15 protein-coding genes and 1 pseudogene are annotated in these 17,512 nt (G+C 67.1%); 12 read left to right on the top strand and 4 right to left on the bottom strand.

What is annotated here, in order from left to right; translation table 11 throughout:
- Positions 1–7 precede the first annotated feature (7 nt).
- The 4 genes from rfaD (at position 8) to cysM (ending at position 4,412) form a co-directional block, all read left to right on the top strand.
- Positions 8–1,003, top strand: coding sequence for an ADP-glyceromanno-heptose 6-epimerase (gene rfaD / locus OJJOAM_RS04565; protein WP_422649001.1), 996 nt, complete (start codon positions 8–10; stop codon positions 1,001–1,003).
- A gap of 238 nt (positions 1,004–1,241) precedes the next feature.
- Positions 1,242–1,613 carry a ComEA family DNA-binding protein gene (locus OJJOAM_RS04560; RefSeq protein ID WP_422649000.1) on the top strand — a complete coding sequence of 124 codons (372 nt, stop codon included), beginning with the start codon at positions 1,242–1,244 and terminating at the stop codon, positions 1,611–1,613.
- Positions 1,614–2,006: 393 nt separating this feature from the next.
- Complete coding sequence (locus tag OJJOAM_RS04555; protein WP_422648999.1) at positions 2,007–3,305, top strand: solute carrier family 23 protein; 1,299 nt, start codon at positions 2,007–2,009, stop codon at positions 3,303–3,305.
- A gap of 204 nt (positions 3,306–3,509) precedes the next feature.
- Positions 3,510–4,412 (top strand): cysteine synthase CysM, encoded by a 903-nt coding sequence (gene cysM / locus OJJOAM_RS04550; protein WP_422648998.1) that lies wholly within the window; start codon positions 3,510–3,512, stop codon positions 4,410–4,412.
- A 146-nt stretch (positions 4,413–4,558) separates the two neighbouring features.
- Here cysM and mltB read toward each other — a convergent pair whose 3' ends face one another.
- Positions 4,559–5,671 (bottom strand): lytic murein transglycosylase B, encoded by a 1,113-nt coding sequence (mltB, locus tag OJJOAM_RS04545; protein WP_422648997.1) that lies wholly within the window; start codon positions 5,669–5,671, stop codon positions 4,559–4,561.
- A gap of 199 nt (positions 5,672–5,870) precedes the next feature.
- Between mltB and OJJOAM_RS04540 the strand changes: the two genes are divergently transcribed.
- From OJJOAM_RS04540 to OJJOAM_RS04505, 8 genes are all read left to right on the top strand, one after another.
- The gene (locus tag OJJOAM_RS04540) at positions 5,871–6,794 is read left to right on the top strand and encodes a histone deacetylase family protein (protein ID WP_422648996.1); all 924 of its coding nucleotides are present in this window, start codon (positions 5,871–5,873) and stop codon (positions 6,792–6,794) included.
- A 119-nt stretch (positions 6,795–6,913) separates the two neighbouring features.
- The gene (locus tag OJJOAM_RS04535; protein WP_422648995.1) at positions 6,914–7,720 is read left to right on the top strand and encodes an enoyl-CoA hydratase; all 807 of its coding nucleotides are present in this window, start codon (positions 6,914–6,916) and stop codon (positions 7,718–7,720) included.
- Between the two features lie 190 nt (positions 7,721–7,910).
- Positions 7,911–8,945: a methionine ABC transporter ATP-binding protein gene (locus tag OJJOAM_RS04530; RefSeq protein WP_422648994.1), complete on the top strand. Its 1,035-nt coding sequence runs from the start codon at positions 7,911–7,913 to the stop codon at positions 8,943–8,945.
- Positions 8,935–9,588 (top strand): methionine ABC transporter permease, encoded by a 654-nt coding sequence (locus tag OJJOAM_RS04525; protein WP_422648993.1) that lies wholly within the window; start codon positions 8,935–8,937, stop codon positions 9,586–9,588. Before OJJOAM_RS04530 ends, OJJOAM_RS04525 begins: the two co-directional genes overlap by 11 nt.
- 107 nt (positions 9,589–9,695) lie before the next feature.
- The gene (locus tag OJJOAM_RS04520; protein ID WP_422648992.1) at positions 9,696–10,493 is read left to right on the top strand and encodes a MetQ/NlpA family ABC transporter substrate-binding protein; all 798 of its coding nucleotides are present in this window, start codon (positions 9,696–9,698) and stop codon (positions 10,491–10,493) included.
- 269 nt (positions 10,494–10,762) lie between these two features.
- Entirely contained in the window at positions 10,763–11,512 is a 750-nt protein-coding gene (locus OJJOAM_RS04515) for an electron transfer flavoprotein subunit beta/FixA family protein (protein ID WP_053821326.1), read from the top strand.
- Positions 11,513–11,532: 20 nt separating this feature from the next.
- Positions 11,533–12,468, top strand: a complete 936-nt coding sequence (locus OJJOAM_RS04510) for an electron transfer flavoprotein subunit alpha/FixB family protein (RefSeq protein WP_422648991.1) — start codon at positions 11,533–11,535, stop codon at positions 12,466–12,468.
- A 178-nt stretch (positions 12,469–12,646) separates the two neighbouring features.
- Positions 12,647–14,431, top strand: a complete 1,785-nt coding sequence (locus OJJOAM_RS04505; protein ID WP_422648990.1) for an acyl-CoA dehydrogenase — start codon at positions 12,647–12,649, stop codon at positions 14,429–14,431.
- On the opposite strand, the gene OJJOAM_RS04500 is transcribed toward OJJOAM_RS04505, so the two are convergent.
- The 3 genes and pseudogenes from OJJOAM_RS04500 to OJJOAM_RS04490 all read right to left on the bottom strand — a co-directional run bounded on the left by OJJOAM_RS04500 (position 14,403) and on the right by OJJOAM_RS04490 (position 17,428).
- The gene (locus tag OJJOAM_RS04500; RefSeq protein WP_422648989.1) at positions 14,403–15,104 is read right to left on the bottom strand and encodes a hypothetical protein; all 702 of its coding nucleotides are present in this window, start codon (positions 15,102–15,104) and stop codon (positions 14,403–14,405) included. The two genes, OJJOAM_RS04505 and OJJOAM_RS04500, sit on opposite strands and share 29 nt — an antisense overlap.
- Before the next feature lie 37 nt (positions 15,105–15,141).
- Positions 15,142–15,804 carry a hypothetical protein gene (locus tag OJJOAM_RS04495; RefSeq protein ID WP_422648988.1) on the bottom strand — a complete coding sequence of 221 codons (663 nt, stop codon included), beginning with the start codon at positions 15,802–15,804 and terminating at the stop codon, positions 15,142–15,144.
- Between the two features lie 330 nt (positions 15,805–16,134).
- Positions 16,135–17,428, bottom strand: a pseudogene (locus tag OJJOAM_RS04490) (D-amino acid dehydrogenase).
- Positions 17,429–17,512: the final 84 nt, after the last annotated feature.

The raw sequence follows: 17,512 nt of genomic DNA, 5'->3' as shown, positions 1-17,512 counted from the left end.
ATTCACCATGACCATCATCGTCACCGGCGCCGCCGGTTTCGTCGGCAGCAACCTCGTCAAGGGGCTGAACGAGCGCGGCGAGAACAACGTCATCGCGGTCGACAACCTGACCCGTGCCGACAAGTTCCACAACCTGGTCGACTGCGAGATCGCCGACTACCTGGACAAGACCGACTTCCTGGACCGCTTCGCGCGCGGCGAATTCGGCAAGGTCCGCGCGATCTTCCATGAGGGCGCCTGCTCGGACACGATGGAGACCGACGGCCGCTACATGATGGAGAACAACTACCGCTACACCAAGGCGCTGATGGAAGCGTGCCTGGAGCAGGGCGTGCAGTTTCTCTATGCCTCGTCGGCGGCCACCTACGGCGCCTCGCAGACCTTCAAGGAAGACCGCGAATACGAGAAGCCGCTGAACGTCTACGGCTACTCGAAGTTCCTGTTCGACCAGCTGGTGCGGCGCACGCTGCCGAACGCGCACTCGCAGATCGTCGGCTTTCGCTACTTCAACGTCTACGGTCCGCGCGAGGGCCACAAGGGCCGCATGGCGTCGGTGGCCTTCCACAACTTCAACCAGTTCCGCGCGGACGGCACCGTCAAGCTGTTCGGCGAATACGGCGGCTATGGCCCCGGCGGGCACAGCCGCGACTTCGTCTCGGTCGAGGACGTGGTCAAGGTCAACCTGTTCTTCCTGGACCATCCCGAGAAGTCCGGCATCTTCAATCTCGGCACCGGACGCGCGCAGCCGTTCAACGACATCGCCACCACCGTGGTCAACACGCTGCGCGGCGCGGAAGGCAAGCCGCCGCTGACGCTGGACGAGATGGAGCAGGAAGGCTTGATCGAATACATCAAGTTCCCCGATGCGCTGCGCGGCAAGTACCAGTGCTTCACGCAGTCCGACGTGTCGCGCCTGCGCGGCGCGGGCTATACCGCGCCGTTCTATACCGTCGAGGAAGGCGTGGCGCGTTATTGCCGCTGGCTGCTCGAGCGCGGCGGCTGAAGCCCGCGCGGCCGCCCGATCCTGGCCGGCGGCCGCTTGCTGACTGTCGCGCGGTGTCGTATCGCCGCAAACCGGCGCGGCGCTTTCCGGTCCAATCGCGTCAACATTTGTTGCACGGCGCGCCACCCATCCCCCTGGCTTTTATTCTCGGCCTACCCCGTCGCGACGGCGGGGCGGCATGCCCGTCCGGGCATTGCCAACGAAGCCGAACTCCGGTCACCGGAGAAGGAGCCTGTTCATGATCAAGCAAACCTTGCTGGCGCTGGCGTGCTGCCTGGGCATGTCGATGGCGCTGGCCGGCAGCGCACTGGCCGCTGTCGACGTCAACAGTGCCGACGAGGCGGCGCTGACCACGGTCAAGGGAATCGGACCGGCGATGGCGCGCCGGATCGTCGAGGAGCGCGGCAAGCAGGGCGCGTTCAAGGACGCCAACGATCTGGCCGAGCGGGTCAAGGGCCTGGGCCCGAAGTCGGTGGTGCGTCTGCAGGGCGAGGGGGCTGAACATCGGCCGGGGCGGGACGCTGCCCGCGGCGAAGGGCGGCAAGCAGACCGCTGCCGCGCCGACGGCGGCGGTGGTCCCGCCGGCTGGCAAGGCTTCCGGCAAGGCTAGCAAGGCCGCGCATTGAGCAGCCTGGCGTCGCGGTCGGCCCGTGCTGCCGACCCGCGCTGCGGACCTGTGCCGCGGGCCTGTGCTGGTATGGCTCGTGCTAATGCCTGAAGCCTGAGCCGCACGGCAATGTCGCGGCGCCGCCAGTCGGACCCCGTGGCGCTTCGCAGGCCCCGGACCAGGGAGTATGATGCGGGCGCTGCGGCAGGGCGCCTCCTTCGTCTCTCCATGGGGAGGGAAGGGGGGCGGCGGCGCGCGATGCGCGGCCCGGGAGCCACCGGGGACGCACGCCGCGCCGCCGTGGCAAGCCCTGCCGACCACAACACATCACCGACATATCACCAAGAACGGCCGGGCGCGGCGCGCCAGCGGCCACCTCAGAACGGGAGCTGAACGATGGCGAATGGCGACGAGGCAGGATTCCTGCCGCGCTGGACACTGAAGACCGAGGGCGTGATCGCGCCGGATGAACGGCTGCCCACCGGGCAGACGGTGCTGGCCGGCATCCAGCACGTGGTGGCGATGTTCGGCTCGACCGCGATCGCGCCGATCCTGATGGGCTTCAATCCCAATATCGCGATCCTGTTCTCGGGCATCGGCACGCTGATCTTCTTCCTGTGCGTGCGCGGCCGCGTGCCGAGCTATCTCGGTTCCAGCTTCGCCTTCATCGCCGTGGTGATCGCGGCCACCGGCTATGCCGGCAGCGGCCCGAATCCGAATATTCCGCTGGCGCTCGGCGGCATCATTGCCGCCGGCCTGCTCTACACCGTGATCGGCCTGGTGGTGCAGGCCGCCGGCTATGGCTGGGTCGAACGGCTGATGCCGCCGGTGGTGACCGGTGCCATCGTCGCGGCGATCGGCCTGAACCTTGCACCCGTCGCGGTCAAGGCGGTCAGCGCGGCCGCGCTCGATACCTGGATCGGCCTGCTGACCGTGGTCGCCGTCGGGCTGGTCGCGGTGCGCGCGCCCGGCATGATCGGCCGGCTGCCGGTGCTGATCGGCGGGCTGATCGGCTATCTGGCCTACTGGGTGTGCGCCAATGCGTTCGGCCTGGGCAAGCCGATCGATTTCTCCGGCGTCGCCAGCGCCAGCTGGTTCGGCATGCCGGCCTTCACCACGCCGGTGTTCGAGCTGAACGCGATGCTGCTGATCGCGCCGGTGGCGATCGTGCTGGTGGCGGAGAACCTGGGCCATATCAAGGCGATCGGCGTGATGACCGGCCGCAACCTGGACCCGTACATCGGCCGCGCCTTTATCGGCGACGGCGTCGCCACGATGCTGTCGGCCGCCGGCGGCGGTACCGGCGTGACGACCTACGCCGAGAACATGGGCGTGATGGCGGTGACGCGGATCTACTCGACGCTGATCTTCGTGGTGGCCGCGCTGGTGGCGATCCTGCTGGGCTTCTCGCCCAAGTTCGGTGCGCTGATCCTGACCATTCCGGGCCCGGTGATCGGCGGCCTGACCATCGTGGTGTTCGGCCTGATCGCCGCCACCGCGGGCCGGATCTGGGTCGAGAACCGCGTCGATTTCTCCGATTCGCGCAACCTGATCACCGTCGGCGCCACGCTGACGGTCGCGGCCGGCGACCTGACGCTGCGCTTCGGCGGCATGACGCTGGGCGGCATCGGCACCGCCACCTTCGGCGCGATCCTGCTGTACCACCTGCTCGGCAAGGGCCGCACGCGCGTTTGATGGACTGGCGGCGGGGCAGGCGATCCTGCCTCGCAGCGCCCGCAGCGCCGGCAGCGCCTGCAGCGCCCCCCCGGTGCTCGCAGCGCCCCGCGGTGCTCGCAGTGCCTGCAGTGCCTGCAGTGCCTGCAGTGCGCGCCGCCCCGCCGGCGGCAGGGTCATGACGACTGCATTACAATGGGCGCCGACATTTGGACTCGCCCCATCATGGCCTACAAGACGATCGAAGACACCATCGGCAATACGCCGCTGGTGCAATTGCAGCGCATTCCCGGAGCCGCCAACGCCGAGCGTGGCAATGTGATTCTCGGCAAGCTCGAGGGCAACAATCCCGCCGGCTCGGTCAAGGACCGGCCCGCGCTGTCGATGATCGCGCGCGCCGAAGCGCGCGGCCGCATCAAGCCCGGCGACACGCTGATCGAAGCGACGTCCGGCAATACCGGCATCGCGCTGGCGATGGCCGCCGCCATCCGCGGCTACAAGATGGTGCTGATCATGCCGGAGGATCTGAGCGTGGAGCGCCGCCAGAGCATGGCGGCCTACGGCGCCGAGATCATCCTGACCCCGGTCAAGGGCGGCATGGAATACGCGCGCGACCTGGCCGATTCGATGGAGCGCGACGGCAAGGGCGTCATCCTCGACCAGTTCGCCAATCCCGATAATCCGCAGTCCCACTACGAAACCACCGGTCCCGAAATCTGGCGCGACACCGAAGGCCGCGTCACGCATTTCGTCTCGGCGATGGGCACCACCGGGACCATTACCGGTGTGTCGCGCTATCTGAAGGAACAGAACCCGGCGATCCAGATCGTCGGCGCGCAACCGGCCGAAGGCTCGCGCATTCCGGGCATCCGCAAATGGCCGGAAGCCTATATGCCGAAGATCTACGATGCGCGCTACATCGACCGCACCGAGCCGGTCAGCCAGGCCGACGCCGAACACATGGCCCGCCGCATGGCGCGCGAGGAAGGCATCTTCTGCGGCATCTCGGCCGCCGGCGCGCTGTGCGTCGCGCTGCGGATCGCGGAAGAAGTCCGCGACGCGACCATCGTGTTCGTTGTTTGCGATCGCGGCGACCGCTATCTGTCGACCGGCGTCTTTCCCGCCTGAATCTGGGTCAATGAACCCGGGGCATGAACCCGGGCAATGATCCGGGGCAATGAACGCGGGTCAACGAACCTGCGTCATGAACCCCAGCGATGAACGCCGGCGCTGCCCGCTGAAACCACAGCAGCGCCGGCCGGACCGATCGGTCCCTACACCATCGCGGCCTTGACGGCCTCGCCCAGCTGATAGACCGCCAGCGCGTAGAAGAAGCTGCGGTTGTAGCGCGTCAGCACATAGAAATTGCGCAGCCCGAGCATGTACTCGGTCGGCGCATCGGGCGTCGGCAGGTCCACCACCAGCACCCCCGTCTCGCCTTCGCGCGCCGCGTCGATCGGCTCGTCCAGCCGCAGCCCGGCGCGCGTCAGCTGATTCAGCGTGCGCGTCGGCCACGGTTCGCCGTCGGCCGCCGCCGCCGCGATGCCGCGGCTGCCCTCGTCCTGCGCCAGCCGCCACACCACCGGCCGGCCCGCCTCCCATCCGTGCAGCTGCAGGAAGCGGCCGACGCTGCCGATCGCGTCGACCGGGCTGTTGCGCAGGTCGATATGGCCATCGCGGTCGTAGTCGGTCGCGTATTCGCGCAGGCTGGTCGGCATGAACTGCGGAATGCCGATCGCGCCGGCGTACGAGCCCAGCACCGAGAACACATCGGTACGGGTCTCGCGGCACCACAGCAGGTAGTCCTGCAGCTGCGCGCGGAACAGCGCCGAGCGGCTGGCGCGGTTGGGCGTATCGGGATAGTCGAAGGCCAGCGTCGACAGCGAGTCGAGCACGCGGAAGGTGCCCATGTCGCGTCCGTAGATCGTCTCGACGCCAATGATGCCGACGATCACCGAGGCCGGCACGCCGAACTCGCTTTCGGCGCGGCGCAGCGTGTCGCGATGCTGCTGCCAGAAGCGGACGCCGGCATTGATGCGGATCGGTTCGATGAAGCGCGAGCGGTAGGCGCGCCAGCTTTTGCGGCCCGGCGTGGCCGGCGGCATGATCAGCCGCGCCACCGTGGCCGAGTAGACGGCCTGTCCAAACCAGTCGTTCAGCGTCGCGCGCGAGAAGCCATGCTTGGCGACCATCTCGTCGATGAAGGCGGCCGCCTGCGGGTTGCTGCCGTTGCGATAGCGGCCGGGATCGATTTCTTCTTCCTGGAAGCTGGCGCGGCGCTTGCCGGCCGCCAGCAGCGAAGGGGTGGCGCCGCACAGGCCAAGCGCCACGGAGCAGAGCGCGGCGCCCAGCAGAGGGCGGCGCAGGGTACGCGTGTGTTCGGTCATGGTGTCCTTTGCAAGTCGGACCGAGTATAGCGGACGCATCCCGCGCAAAACATCACGGGACGATACGAGCCGGCGGCGAAGGCGGCCGCCGCATTGCCCGGCCATCCGCTGTGCTAACGTACGGGGATGGAGACAGCGGCGCACTCGACGAAGTGCCCGCCACGCGCCCAACAACGCCTCGATAAACGCGCCGAATCCCATGCCGACCGGCTACTACACGCATCCCGAATTCCTGCTGCACGAGATGGGGCAGTTCCATCCCGAGTGCCCGGAACGCCTGACCGCCATCGAAGACCATCTGATCTCGCACGGCATCGACGGCCTGCTGGACCGCCGCGAGGCGCCCGCGGCCAGCCGCGAGCAGATCGAGCGCGTGCATCTGCCCGGCTATGTCGACGGGCTGCACGAAGCGAGCCCCGCCAGCGGCTACCATGCGATCGATCCCGATACCGCGATGAACACGCATACGCTGGCCGCGGCCACGCATGCCGCGGGCGCCGCGGTGGCGGCCACCGACGCGGTGATCGCCGGCGAGCTGGAGAACGCCTTCTGCTGCGTGCGGCCGCCCGGGCACCACGCCGAGCCCGATCGCGCGATGGGCTTCTGCTTCTACAACAACGTCGCCATCGCCGCCCGCCATGCGCTCGACGCGCACGGGCTCGAACGCGTGGCCATCATCGACTTCGACGTGCATCACGGCAACGGCACCGAGGCCGCGTTCCGCGGCGACGAGCGCGTGCTGATGTGCAGCTTCTTCCAGCATCCGTTCTACCCGTACAGCGGCACCGAGCACGTGGCGAACAACATGGCCAATATTCCGCTGCCGGCCTATACCAACGGCATGGCGGTGCGCGAGGTGGTCGAGACGATCTGGATGCCGCGGCTGCAGGCCTTCCGCCCGCAGATGCTGTTCATCTCGGCGGGCTTCGACGCGCATCGCGAGGACGACCTGGGCCAGATGGGGCTGGTCGAGCAGGACTATGCGTGGATCACGGCGGAGCTGATGACGCTGGCGCGGCAGCATGCGCAGGGGCGCATCGTCAGCTGCCTCGAGGGCGGCTACAACCTCAGCGCGCTGGGACGCAGTGTGCTGGCGCATCTGAAGGTGCTGCTGGAGCGCTAGGGGGAGCCGGCCCAGCGATGGGCGGGTTTTCAACGAGCCGGTTTGAACACGCCGGTTTCGATAAGTCGGCTTCCAGCAAGCGCGACCGCAGCAGGACAACAGCAGACCAGGAGACGATCATGGCCGAATCGGAACAAGCCCAAGCCGCCGGTGCGCTGCTGGTGCAAAGCGAAGACGCCCCGGGCGTGCTGCGCCTGACGCTGCAACGTCCCGATGCCTTCAACGCGTTGTCCGAGGGGCTGATCGATGCGGTGACCGAGGCGCTGAACCGCATCGCCGCCGATTCCGCCGTACGGGTCGTGGTGCTGGCCGGCGCGGGCCGCGCCTTCTGTGCCGGGCACGACCTGCGCGAGATGCGCGCCCAGCCCTCGCACGACTACTATCGCCGCCTGTTCGACCGCTGTACGCGCATGATGATGGCGATCCAGCGCATGCCGCAGCCGGTGATCGCGCGCGTGCACGGCATCGCCACCGCGGCCGGCTGCCAGCTGGTGGCGATGTGCGACCTCGCGGTGGCGGCCGACGACGCGCGCTTTGCGGTGTCGGGCGTCAATCTGGGTCTGTTCTGCTCGACGCCCGGCGTGGCGCTGTCGCGCAACCTGCATCGCAAGCACGCGATGGAAATGCTGCTGACCGGCGAGATGATCGACGCCCGCGAGGCGCAGGCGCGTGGGCTGGTCAACCGGGTGGTGCCGGCCGCCGACCTCGACGGCGAGGTGGCGAAGCTGGCGGCCAGCATCTGCGCCAAGCCGGCGGCGGCGATCGCCGCGGGCAAGGGACTGTTTTACCGCCAGCTCGAAATGGGCGTCGAGGCCGCCTACCAGCTGGCCGGGCAGACCATGGCCTGCAACATGATGGACGACTCGGCACTGGAGGGCGTGCAGGCGTTCATCGACAAGCGGCCGCCGTCCTGGCGTTCGAGTTGATCCAGAGTTGACATCTCGGCACTCGAAAACGGGGCCTTATTCCCTTTTCGTCTAAAGACATCGGCAAAAAAGTCGTTTCTGGTAAGAAGCGGATCGCTTAAAATAGCCCGTTACATCCAAAAACGATAAATGCGGCAGCAGCGCTGGAGACCCCGTCCCGGCTGTTGCCGTTTTCTTTTCGCTCTGTCTCATGATCGAACTGCAAGGTCTCTCGCAGCGATTCCCCGGTGCGACCGGGGATGTGCACGCTTTGCGGGATGTCAGCCTGTCCATCGCGGCCGGCGAAATCTTCGGCATCATCGGCCGCAGCGGCGCCGGCAAAAGTACGCTGGTGCGCGCCATCAATCTGCTGAACCGTCCGACCGCCGGCCGCGTGATCGTCGCCGGACAGGAACTGACCGCGCTGGACTCGTCCGCGCTGCGGCTGGCGCGCCGCGACATCGGCATGATCTTCCAGCATTTCAACCTGCTGTCCTCGCGCACCGTCTATGACAACGTGGCGCTGCCGCTGGAGCTCGCCGGCAAGAGCCGCGACGAGATCGCGGCGACGGTGCTGCCGCTGCTGGACCTGGTCGGGCTGTCGGCGCTGAAGGACCGCTATCCGGCGCAGATCAGCGGCGGGCAGAAGCAGCGCGTCGGCATTGCCCGCGCGCTGGCCAGCAAGCCCAAGGTGCTGCTGTCGGACGAGGCCACCTCGGCGCTCGATCCGGAAACCACGCGTTCCATCCTCGATCTGCTCAAGCAGATCAACCGCGATCTGGGCCTGACCATCGTGATGATCACGCACCAGATGGAGGTCATCAAGCAGGTCTGCGATCGCGTCGCGGTGCTCGATGCCGGCTGCGTGGTCGAGCAGGGGCAGGTCATCGATGTCTTCCTGCGGCCGCAGCACGCGGTCACGCGCGCGATGATCGGCGACGTGATCGCGCAGGAGCTGCCGCCGAGCGTGCTCAAGCGCGTCGAGAGCCGGCTCGGCAACGGGCGCGACCATGTCTACCGTCTCGCGTTCACCGGCGAGGGCGTCGACCAGCCGGTGCTGGCGCAGGCGATCCGCCGCTACGGGCTGGACTTCAACATCCTGCACGGGCATATCGACGAGATCCAGGGACAGGCCTTCGGCTCGCTGGCCATCATGGCCACCGGCGAGACCGACAACGTCCGGGCGGCAATGGCATTCCTGCAGGAGCAGGGCGTGGTGGTGGAGGAGTACGAGCATGTGGTCTGAGCTGTTCGACCTGTTTGTGACCTCGCTGGGCGAGACCCTGGTGATGGTCGGCATCTCTGGCTTGATCGGCGCGCTGCTCGGCGTGCCCCTCGGCGTGGTGCTGCATCTGACGGACCGGGGCGGCCCGCTGTCGCACCCCTTGTTCAACCGGCTGATCGGCGTGGTCGTCAACGCGGTGCGCTCGATTCCGTTCATCATCCTGCTGGTGGTGGTGATTCCGTTCACCCGCTTCCTGGCCGGCTCGTCGATCGGCACCGCGGCGGCCGTGGTGCCGCTGACGATAGCGGCGATTCCGTTTATCGCGCGGCTGGTCGAGAGCGCCCTGCGCGAGGTCGACAAGGGCCTGGTGGAGGCGGCCCAATCGATGGGCGCCAGCACCGGGCAGATCGTCTGGAAGGTGCTGCTGCCCGAGGCGATGCCCGGCATCGTCGCCGGCCTGACCATCACCTTCGTCAGCCTGGTCGGCTATTCGGCGATGGCCGGCGCAATTGGCGGCGGCGGCCTGGGCGACCTCGGCATCCGCTATGGTTACCAGCGCTACATCACCGAGGTGATGGTGGCGGTGGTGCTGATCCTGATCGTGCTGGTGCAGGCCGTGCAGAGCTTCGGCGACTGGCTGGTCCGCCGGATCAGCCATCGCTGAGCGCCATCCGGCGCCGGGCGGTATCGTTTCGTTTTCGTCATCGTTTTTCGCCTTATCTCGGACTCGATCCGCAGACTCAACCCAGAACGCATCAAAGGAAGTCAGACATGCAACGTCGTAGCCTGCTGCAATGGATCATCGGCGCCGCGCTCGGTGCCAGCCTCGCCACCGCGGCGGTGGCGCAGGACAAGCCGATCAAGATCGGCGTGACCGGTGGTCCGCACGCCCAGATCATGGAACAGGTCAAGAAGGTCGCCGCCAAGGACGGCCTCAATATCCAGGTCGTCGAGTTCAGCGACTACATCCAGCCGAACGCCGCGCTGGCCGCCGGCGACCTCGACGCCAACAGCTACCAGCATCTGCCGTATCTCGAGGCGCAGATGAAGGACCGCGGCTACAAGTTCGCCAACGTCGGCTACACCGTCACGTTCCCGATGGGCGTCTACTCGAAGAAGATCAAGTCGCTCGACCAGTTGAAGCAGGGCGCCCGCGTCGGCGTGCCCAACGATCCGACCAACGGCGGCCGCGGCCTGCTGCTGCTGCAGAGCAAGGGCGTGATCAAGCTGCGCGCGGACGCCGGCCTGAAGGCCACGCCGCTGGACATCGTCGCGAATCCGAAGAAGATCCGCATCGTCGAGCTGGACGCCGCGCAGCTGCCGCGCTCGCTGGACGACCTGGATGCCGCGGCGATCAACGGCAACTACGCCGAATCGGCCGGCCTGTCGCCGACCAAGGACGCGATCGCGATGGAAGGTCCGAAGGGTCCGTACGCCAACCTGATCGCCGTGCGCGAGGCCGACAAGAACAAGCCGTGGGTCGCCAAGCTGATCAAGGCCTACCACTCGCCGGAGATCAAGCAGTACGTCACCACGACCTTCAAGGAGTCGGTGATCACGGCCTGGTAAGCCCCGGGGCAGGCACTTGCGGCCGGGTATCGAACAAAACCTCGAAACCGGCCGTCGCCTCTGTGCCGCAGCGGGCTTTCTGCGGCACAATACCGGTCAACAAGCGGCTCAGTGATTGGCCAAGTCATGGACCGAAATCGCCTGCCGGGCTATGCCCGGCAATTCTTTGCCTATAAAATAGTACGGTCGTTCGAAAATTCCGGGCGCCGCCGACCCGGTGGTTATAATGGCGAGCGAACCAAATTTCTGACAATCAGTGGAGTGAGCGCATGAAAGTACTCGTCGCAGTCAAGCGCGTGGTTGACTACAACGTCAAGGTCCGTGTGAAGTCCGACGGCTCGGGCGTCGACCTGGCCAACGTGAAGATGAGCATGAACCCGTTCGACGAGATCGCCGTGGAAGAGGCGGTCCGCTTGAAGGAAGCCGGCGTGGCCACCGAGGTCGTGGCGGTCTCCTGCGGCGTGGCGCAATGCCAGGAAACGCTGCGCACCGCGATGGCGATCGGCGCCGACCGCGGCATCCTCGTCGAGAGCAGCGAAGACCTGCAGCCGCTGGCCGTGGCCAAGCTGCTGAAGGCGCTGATCGACAAGGAGCAGCCGCAGCTGGTGATCCTGGGCAAGCAGGCCATCGACGACGACTCCAACCAGACCGGCCAGATGGTGGCCGCGCTGGCCGGCCTGCCGCAGGCGACCTTCGCCTCGAAGGTCGTGATCGCAGACGGCAAGGCCTCGGTGACCCGCGAAGTCGACGGCGGCCTCGAAACGCTGTCGGTCAAGCTGCCGGCGGTGGTGACCACCGACCTGCGCCTGAACGAGCCGCGCTACGTCACGCTGCCGAACATCATGAAGGCCAAGAAGAAGCCGCTGGAAACCGTGAAGCCGGAAGACCTGGGCGTCGACGTGGCGCCGCGTCTGCAGACGCTGAAGGTCGTCGAGCCGCCCAAGCGCAGCGCGGGTGTGATGGTGCCGGACGTCGCGACGCTGGTGCAGAAGCTCAAGAACGAAGCCAAGGTCATCTAAGCGCGCCAGGAGATACGAACATGACTGCACTCGTCATTGCTGAACACGACAATCAATCGATCAAGGGCGCGACCCTGAACACCGTGACCGCCGCGGCCCAGTGCGGCGGCGACGTCCACGTGCTGATCGCGGGCGCCAACGCCCAGGCCGCCGCCGAAGCCGCCGCGAAGATCGCCGGCGTCGCCAAGGTGCTGCTGGCCGATGCGCCGTACTTCGGCGAAGGCCTGGCCGAGAACGTCGCCGAGCAGGTGCTGGCGATCGCCAGCGACTACAGCCACATCCTGGCCCCCGCCACCGCCTACGGCAAGAACGTGCTGCCGCGCGTCGCCGCCAAGCTGGACGTGGCCCAGCTGTCGGACATCACCAAGGTCGACGGCCCGGACACCTTCGAGCGCCCGATCTATGCCGGCAACGCGATCGCCACGGTCAAGTCCTCCGACAAGATCAAGGTGATCACCGTGCGCGGCACCGCGTTCGATCCCGCCGCCGCGGACGGCGGCTCGGCCTCGGTCGACACCGTGCCTGCCGTGGCCGATGCCGGCATCTCGCAATTCGTGTCGCGTGAAGTGACCAAGAGCGATCGTCCGGAACTGACCGCCGCCAAGATCATCGTGTCGGGCGGCCGGGGCGTCGGCTCGGGCGAGAACTACACCAAGGTGCTGACGCCGCTGGCCGACAAGCTGGGCGCCGCGCTGGGCGCCTCGCGCGCCGCGGTGGACGCCGGCTTCGTGCCGAACGACTACCAGGTCGGCCAGACCGGCAAGATCGTCGCGCCGCAGCTGTATATCGCCGTCGGTATCTCGGGCGCGATCCAGCATCTGGCCGGCATGAAGGACTCCAAGGTGATCGTCGCGATCAACAAGGACGCCGAGGCGCCGATCTTCTCGGTCGCCGACTACGGCCTGGTGGGCGATCTGAACACCGTGGTGCCGGAGCTGGTGGCGGCCCTGGGCTGATCGCAAGCCCTGCCGCGGCGCCGCCCGGTGCCGCGGCAGGATTGAGCCAGCCGACACAAGAAAAAGAAAAGCCAAGACAAGCCGTTCCGGGCCCGCCCGCGAGCGGCTTTTTTATACGCTGCATCGAACGGTCGCGCTCAGCCAACTGCCGCGACCCATTGCGATAACGGAGACTTCGATGACCTACCGCGCCCCGCTCAAGGACATGCTGTTCGCGATCAACGAACTGGCCGGGCTGGATGCCATCAGCCAATTGCCGGGCTTCGAGGAAGCGACGGCCGACACCGCGCAGGCGGTGCTCGACGAGGCGGCCAAGTTCACCGAGCAGGTGATCGCGCCGCTGAACCGCACCGGCGACATCGAGCCGAGCAGCTGGAAGGACGGCGCGGTCACCACCACGCCCGGCTTCAAGGACGCGTTCCGCCAGTTCGGCGAGGGCGGCTGGCAAGGCGTGCTGCATCCGCAGGAATTCGGCGGCCAGGGCTTGCCCAAGCTGATCGCCACCGCTTGCAACGAGATGCTGAACTCGGCCAATCTGTCGTTCGCGCTGTGCCCGCTGCTGACCGACGGCGCCATCGAGGCGCTGCTGACCGCCGGCAGCGACGCGCAGCGGCAGGTCTTCCTGCCCAAGCTGATCTCGGGCCAGTGGACCGGCACGATGAACCTGACCGAGCCGCAGGCCGGCTCCGACCTGGCCGCGGTGCGCACGCGCGCCGAGCCGCAGGGCGACGGCACCTACAAGCTGTTCGGCACCAAGATCTTCATCACCTACGGCGAGCACGACATGGCGGAGAACATCGTCCATCTCGTGCTGGCGAGGACGCCGAATGCGCCGGAAGGGGTCAAGGGCATCTCGCTGTTCATCGTGCCCAAGTTCCTGGTTAACGAGGACGGCTCGCTGGGCGCGCGCAACGACGTGCATTGCGTCTCGATCGAACACAAGCTGGGCATCAAGGCCAGCCCCACCGCGGTGCTGCAGTTCGGCGACCACGGCGGCGCCATCGGCACGCTGGTGGGCGAGGAGAACCGCGGCCTCGAGTACATGTTCATCATGATGAATGCGGCCCGCTTCTCGGTCGGCATGCAGGGCATCGCGGTGTCCGAGCGCGCCTATCAGCAGGCCGTGGCCTATGCCCGCGAGCGCGTGCAGAGCCGGCCGGTCGACGGTTCGGCGCGGCAGGCGGTCACCATCATCCATCATCCCGACGTCAAGCGGATGCTGATGACGATGCGTGCACTGACGGAAGGCGCGCGCGCGCTGGCCTATGTCGGCGCGGCCGCCTGCGACACCGCGCACCAGCATCCGGACGAGGCGGTGCGCCGCGAGAACCAGGCGTTCTACGAATTCCTGGTGCCGGTGATCAAGGGCTGGAGCACCGAGCTGTCGATCGACGTGACCAGCCTGGGCGTGCAGGTCCACGGCGGCATGGGCTTCATCGAGGAGACCGGCGCCGCGCAGCACTATCGCGATGCGCGCATCCTGCCGATCTACGAGGGCACCACGGCGATCCAGGCCAACGACCTGGTCGGCCGCAAGACGGTGCGCGATGGCGGCGCCGTGGCGCGCGGCATCTGCGCGCGCATTGCCGAGACCGAGGCCGCGCTGGCCGCGCATGGCGGCGCGCCCTTCGCCGCGATGCAGGCGCAACTGGCCAAGGGCCGCGCCGCGCTGGAGCAGGCGATCGACTTCATCGTCGCCAATGGCAAGACCGATCCCAATGCCGCGTTTGCCGGCAGCGTGCCGTATCTGAAGCTGTGCGGCATCGTGTTGTCGGGCTGGCAACTCGGACGCGCGATGGTGGCCGCCGATGCACGCCGTGCCGAAGATCCGGCCTTCCACGAGGCCAAGATCGCCACGGCGCATTTCTTCGCCGAACACGTGCTGTCGCAGGCCGGGGGTATCCGCGATGCCATCGTGCAGGGGGCGGGACCGGTCAATGCGCTGATGGAAGCGCAGTTCTGACGCTGGCGGCCGGTCCTCCGTGACCAGCGGTCGTTTCCTGCAAGGCGGCTTGACTCACGATCAGCCGCTCTTTCAGAGCGCGATGCCGGACAGTTGACCAATAAACCTGTCGACTGGTCAGCATCGAATCCACCACCGCCAGCACATTGCCGCGCATCGAGGGCGGCAGTGTATCGAGTCGATCGAGCAGCTGCGTACAACGCTCGGAAACCAGTCGTTGCGCAGCGTCATCGCCCGACTGCATCTTGCTCGGCATGAACGGATCGCCATAGACGAAGTAGCCGCCGTCCGATACGTCTTCTTCGGATTCTTCGTCGCTGGTTGCGCCTCCTTCGCTCCACACGGGGCAATCGAATGCGCGCACCAGCTCGCTCAACACGTTCGCCAAGGCCGGCGCCGGCAGATCGTCCGCGGCATCGAGCAACTGGTCCCAATGGCGGCAGAGGTTGTCGCGCCCGGCGCTGCAAGCGTACAGCTGCCTGGCGAGCCCGCACAGCATCCCGGATTTCGCTTCGGAAGGCAGCTTCAAGGCCGCCCCATGGATCGCCGCCCAGGCACCGGGCCTGTCCGCGCCCAGATAGCGCTGATCGGAAATGGTGTCGAGCAGCGCGAGCAAGGCGGTGGCCTGCCACGGTGACGGCCTGCCATCGGGTGCGGCCAGCCGTTGTGCCATGCCAAGCAGGGATTGAAACGCGACGCTGCATTTGTGGCTATCGCGTGGCGGGAACGGCCATGATGTCACCGCCTTCAAGGTCGCCGCGGCATCCTTTGCGGGAAAATACGCCAGGGTACGCTCCCAATAACCGGGTTCGCGTTGCGGCGGCGGAAGCTGGCGTACCGCCACCAGATAGTCCCCCCATCAGCGGGGCGCGTTTCTCTACCGGTTCGCCCTGCATGTAGGCCGACAGCGAGGCCTCCATGTCGGCAAGCCACGGTGTGCTGCGATGCGCCTGGCGATATCCCAGGCAGCGCAGTATGTCGGTCGTTACGCGGGCGGCGCCAAAGTCGCCGCCAGCTTGCGCCGCCGCCTCCGCCAGGGCGCTGGCGGCCTCGCGTCGCTCGTCCTCCCCAACGCAGCACGGCAAGGTGCGCGCCAGCATCCGAAAGATATTGAGCCTGTCCCTGGGCCTGCACGGTTGCGCGGCCGAGATGGTGTGGCGATAGTCGTCGGCCGTTTGCGGCCTTGTATTGGACATCCCGATCAAGTGCTCGCAATGCCGCCATGCCACCAGGGGCTTGAGGACCCGCTGCAGTGTGTGGTTACACGCGAACAGGTGCAATAGCGAGCGTGCAGGGAGAAACAGGCCGATCCGTTCGATCAGGTGGTCGGGGATCCATCTGATATTGACCGTGGAATTGGCGCCGACCTGCAATCGTTGACCGTGGTGTGACCCGGCGGTGGGGGGGCACGGAATCCGTCCGGTGAGGCGGCGTGCTGTTGGAGGTTGGCCGAGCGGGCGCTTCGTTTGGCATCGAATGACCTTTGGGCAGTTGCCATGACCGGTTTTCCGGCAGTATTGCGGCCGGAAAACCGTGGCAGGTTCGGAAAGGGGGCACGCCACTATCCGACAGGCGCCAAAGGGATGCTTGTGTCCGATGCCGGCAAGTTGCCGTATCTGGCTGCAAATGAGGACGGCCCCCGAGGGGGCCGTCCATTCATGCGTATGCCGGGATTGCCCGCGCCGGGCACGTCGTTGTTTCGGTCACGCGGTGGCCGGCTTTGGCAGCGAATGCCGCTGCGTCTCGCGCTGATAGCGCGCCACCGACAGATCGTCGGCCCGGATCGCCGGCGAGGCGCCGGACACCAGATCCGCCAGCAGCTTGCCGGAGCCGCACGCCATGGTCCAGCCCAGCGTGCCGTGGCCGGTATTGAGCCATAGTCCCTTGACCGGGGTCGGGCCGACGATCGGCGTGCCGTCCGGCGTCATCGGGCGCAGGCCGGTCCAGAACGAGGCACGCGCTACGTCGCCGGCGCCGGGGAACAGGTCCGTCACCACGTGTTCCAGCGTGCGCCGCTTGGCCGGATCCAGCGAACGGTCATAGCCGACGATCTGCGCCATGCCGCCAACCCGGATGCGGTCGTCGAAGCGGGTGATCGCCACCTTGTAGGTCTCGTCGAGCACCGTCGATACCGGGCTGCGCGCCGCGTCGGTCATCGGCACGGTGATCGAGAACCCCTTCAACGGATAGACCGGAATCCGCACGAAGTCCTTGATGAACGGCGTGGACCAGCTGCCCAGCGCGACCACCACGGCGTCGGCGAAGATCGGCTCGCCGCCGACGATGGCGCCGGTCACGGCGGTGCCCTGCGTCATCAGGCTGTCGATCGACCGGTTGTACAGGAACTGCACGCCCAGGCCCTCGGCCATGGCCGCCAGCCGTTGGGTAAAACAGCTGGCAGTCACCGGTTTCGTCGTTGGGCAGGCGCAGGCCGCCGGTCAGCTTTTGGCTGACCGCGGCCAGCGCCGGTTCGCTCGCGGCGAGATCCTCGCGCGACAGCAATTGGTAGAGCACGCCCGCTTCCTGGAGTACGGCGATGTCCTTGGCGGCGCCTTCGAGCTGCTCGTCGGTGCGGAAGACCTGCAGCGTGCCCTGCTGGCGGCCCTCGTAGGCGATGCCGGTTTCGGCCCGCAGCGCGCGGATGCAGTCGCGGCTGTATTCGGCCAGCCGCACCATGCGCTCCTTGTTGACGGCGTAGCGGTCGGCGCTGCAGTTCATCAGCATCTGCCACATCCACTGCAGCTGGAACAGCGTGCCGTCGGGCCGGATCGACAGCGGCGCGTGCTGCTGGAACATCCACTTGATGGCCTTCAGCGGCACGCCGGGCGCGGCCCACGGCGACGCATAGCCGGGCGAGATCTGGCCGGCATTGGCGAAGCTGGTGCCGAGTGCCGGCGCCGCTTCGCGATCGATCACGGTGACCTCATGGCCGGCCCTGGCCAGATACCAGGCGCTGGTGACGCCGATCACGCCACTGCCAAGAACGAGAACGCGCATTGCGATGGGACCCCAACCAAGATGTCGATTGTATGAAGGTATATCCGCTATGGTATTGGAATCAATCCAGTCATAATTACCGAA

Source organism: Cupriavidus sp. H18C1 (assembly GCF_049311595.1).
GTDB lineage: Bacteria > Pseudomonadota > Gammaproteobacteria > Burkholderiales > Burkholderiaceae > Cupriavidus > Cupriavidus cauae.
The sequence above is the reverse complement of the archived record's forward strand: the minus strand, read 5'-3'. Positions and strand labels throughout refer to the sequence as shown.

Excerpts from the sequence above, each read along its gene's own strand:
- mltB (WP_422648997.1), bottom strand. The coding sequence starts at position 5,671 with ATGACCGAACACACGCGTACCCTGCGCCGCCCTCTGCTGGGCGCCGCG.
- OJJOAM_RS04530 (WP_422648994.1), top strand. The coding sequence starts at position 7,911 with ATGATCGAACTGCAAGGTCTCTCGCAGCGATTCCCCGGTGCGACCGGG.
- OJJOAM_RS04505 (WP_422648990.1), top strand. The coding sequence starts at position 12,647 with ATGACCTACCGCGCCCCGCTCAAGGACATGCTGTTCGCGATCAACGAA.
- OJJOAM_RS04515 (WP_053821326.1), top strand. The coding sequence starts at position 10,763 with ATGAAAGTACTCGTCGCAGTCAAGCGCGTGGTTGACTACAACGTCAAG.
- OJJOAM_RS04510 (WP_422648991.1), top strand. The coding sequence starts at position 11,533 with ATGACTGCACTCGTCATTGCTGAACACGACAATCAATCGATCAAGGGC.
- OJJOAM_RS04525 (WP_422648993.1), top strand. The coding sequence starts at position 8,935 with ATGTGGTCTGAGCTGTTCGACCTGTTTGTGACCTCGCTGGGCGAGACC.
- OJJOAM_RS04520 (WP_422648992.1), top strand. The coding sequence starts at position 9,696 with ATGCAACGTCGTAGCCTGCTGCAATGGATCATCGGCGCCGCGCTCGGT.
- OJJOAM_RS04500 (WP_422648989.1), bottom strand. The coding sequence starts at position 15,104 with ATGGCACAACGGCTGGCCGCACCCGATGGCAGGCCGTCACCGTGGCAG.
- cysM (WP_422648998.1), top strand. The coding sequence starts at position 3,510 with ATGGCCTACAAGACGATCGAAGACACCATCGGCAATACGCCGCTGGTG.
- OJJOAM_RS04535 (WP_422648995.1), top strand. The coding sequence starts at position 6,914 with ATGGCCGAATCGGAACAAGCCCAAGCCGCCGGTGCGCTGCTGGTGCAA.
- rfaD (WP_422649001.1), top strand. The coding sequence starts at position 8 with ATGACCATCATCGTCACCGGCGCCGCCGGTTTCGTCGGCAGCAACCTC.
- OJJOAM_RS04560 (WP_422649000.1), top strand. The coding sequence starts at position 1,242 with ATGATCAAGCAAACCTTGCTGGCGCTGGCGTGCTGCCTGGGCATGTCG.
- OJJOAM_RS04555 (WP_422648999.1), top strand. The coding sequence starts at position 2,007 with ATGGCGAATGGCGACGAGGCAGGATTCCTGCCGCGCTGGACACTGAAG.
- OJJOAM_RS04540 (WP_422648996.1), top strand. The coding sequence starts at position 5,871 with ATGCCGACCGGCTACTACACGCATCCCGAATTCCTGCTGCACGAGATG.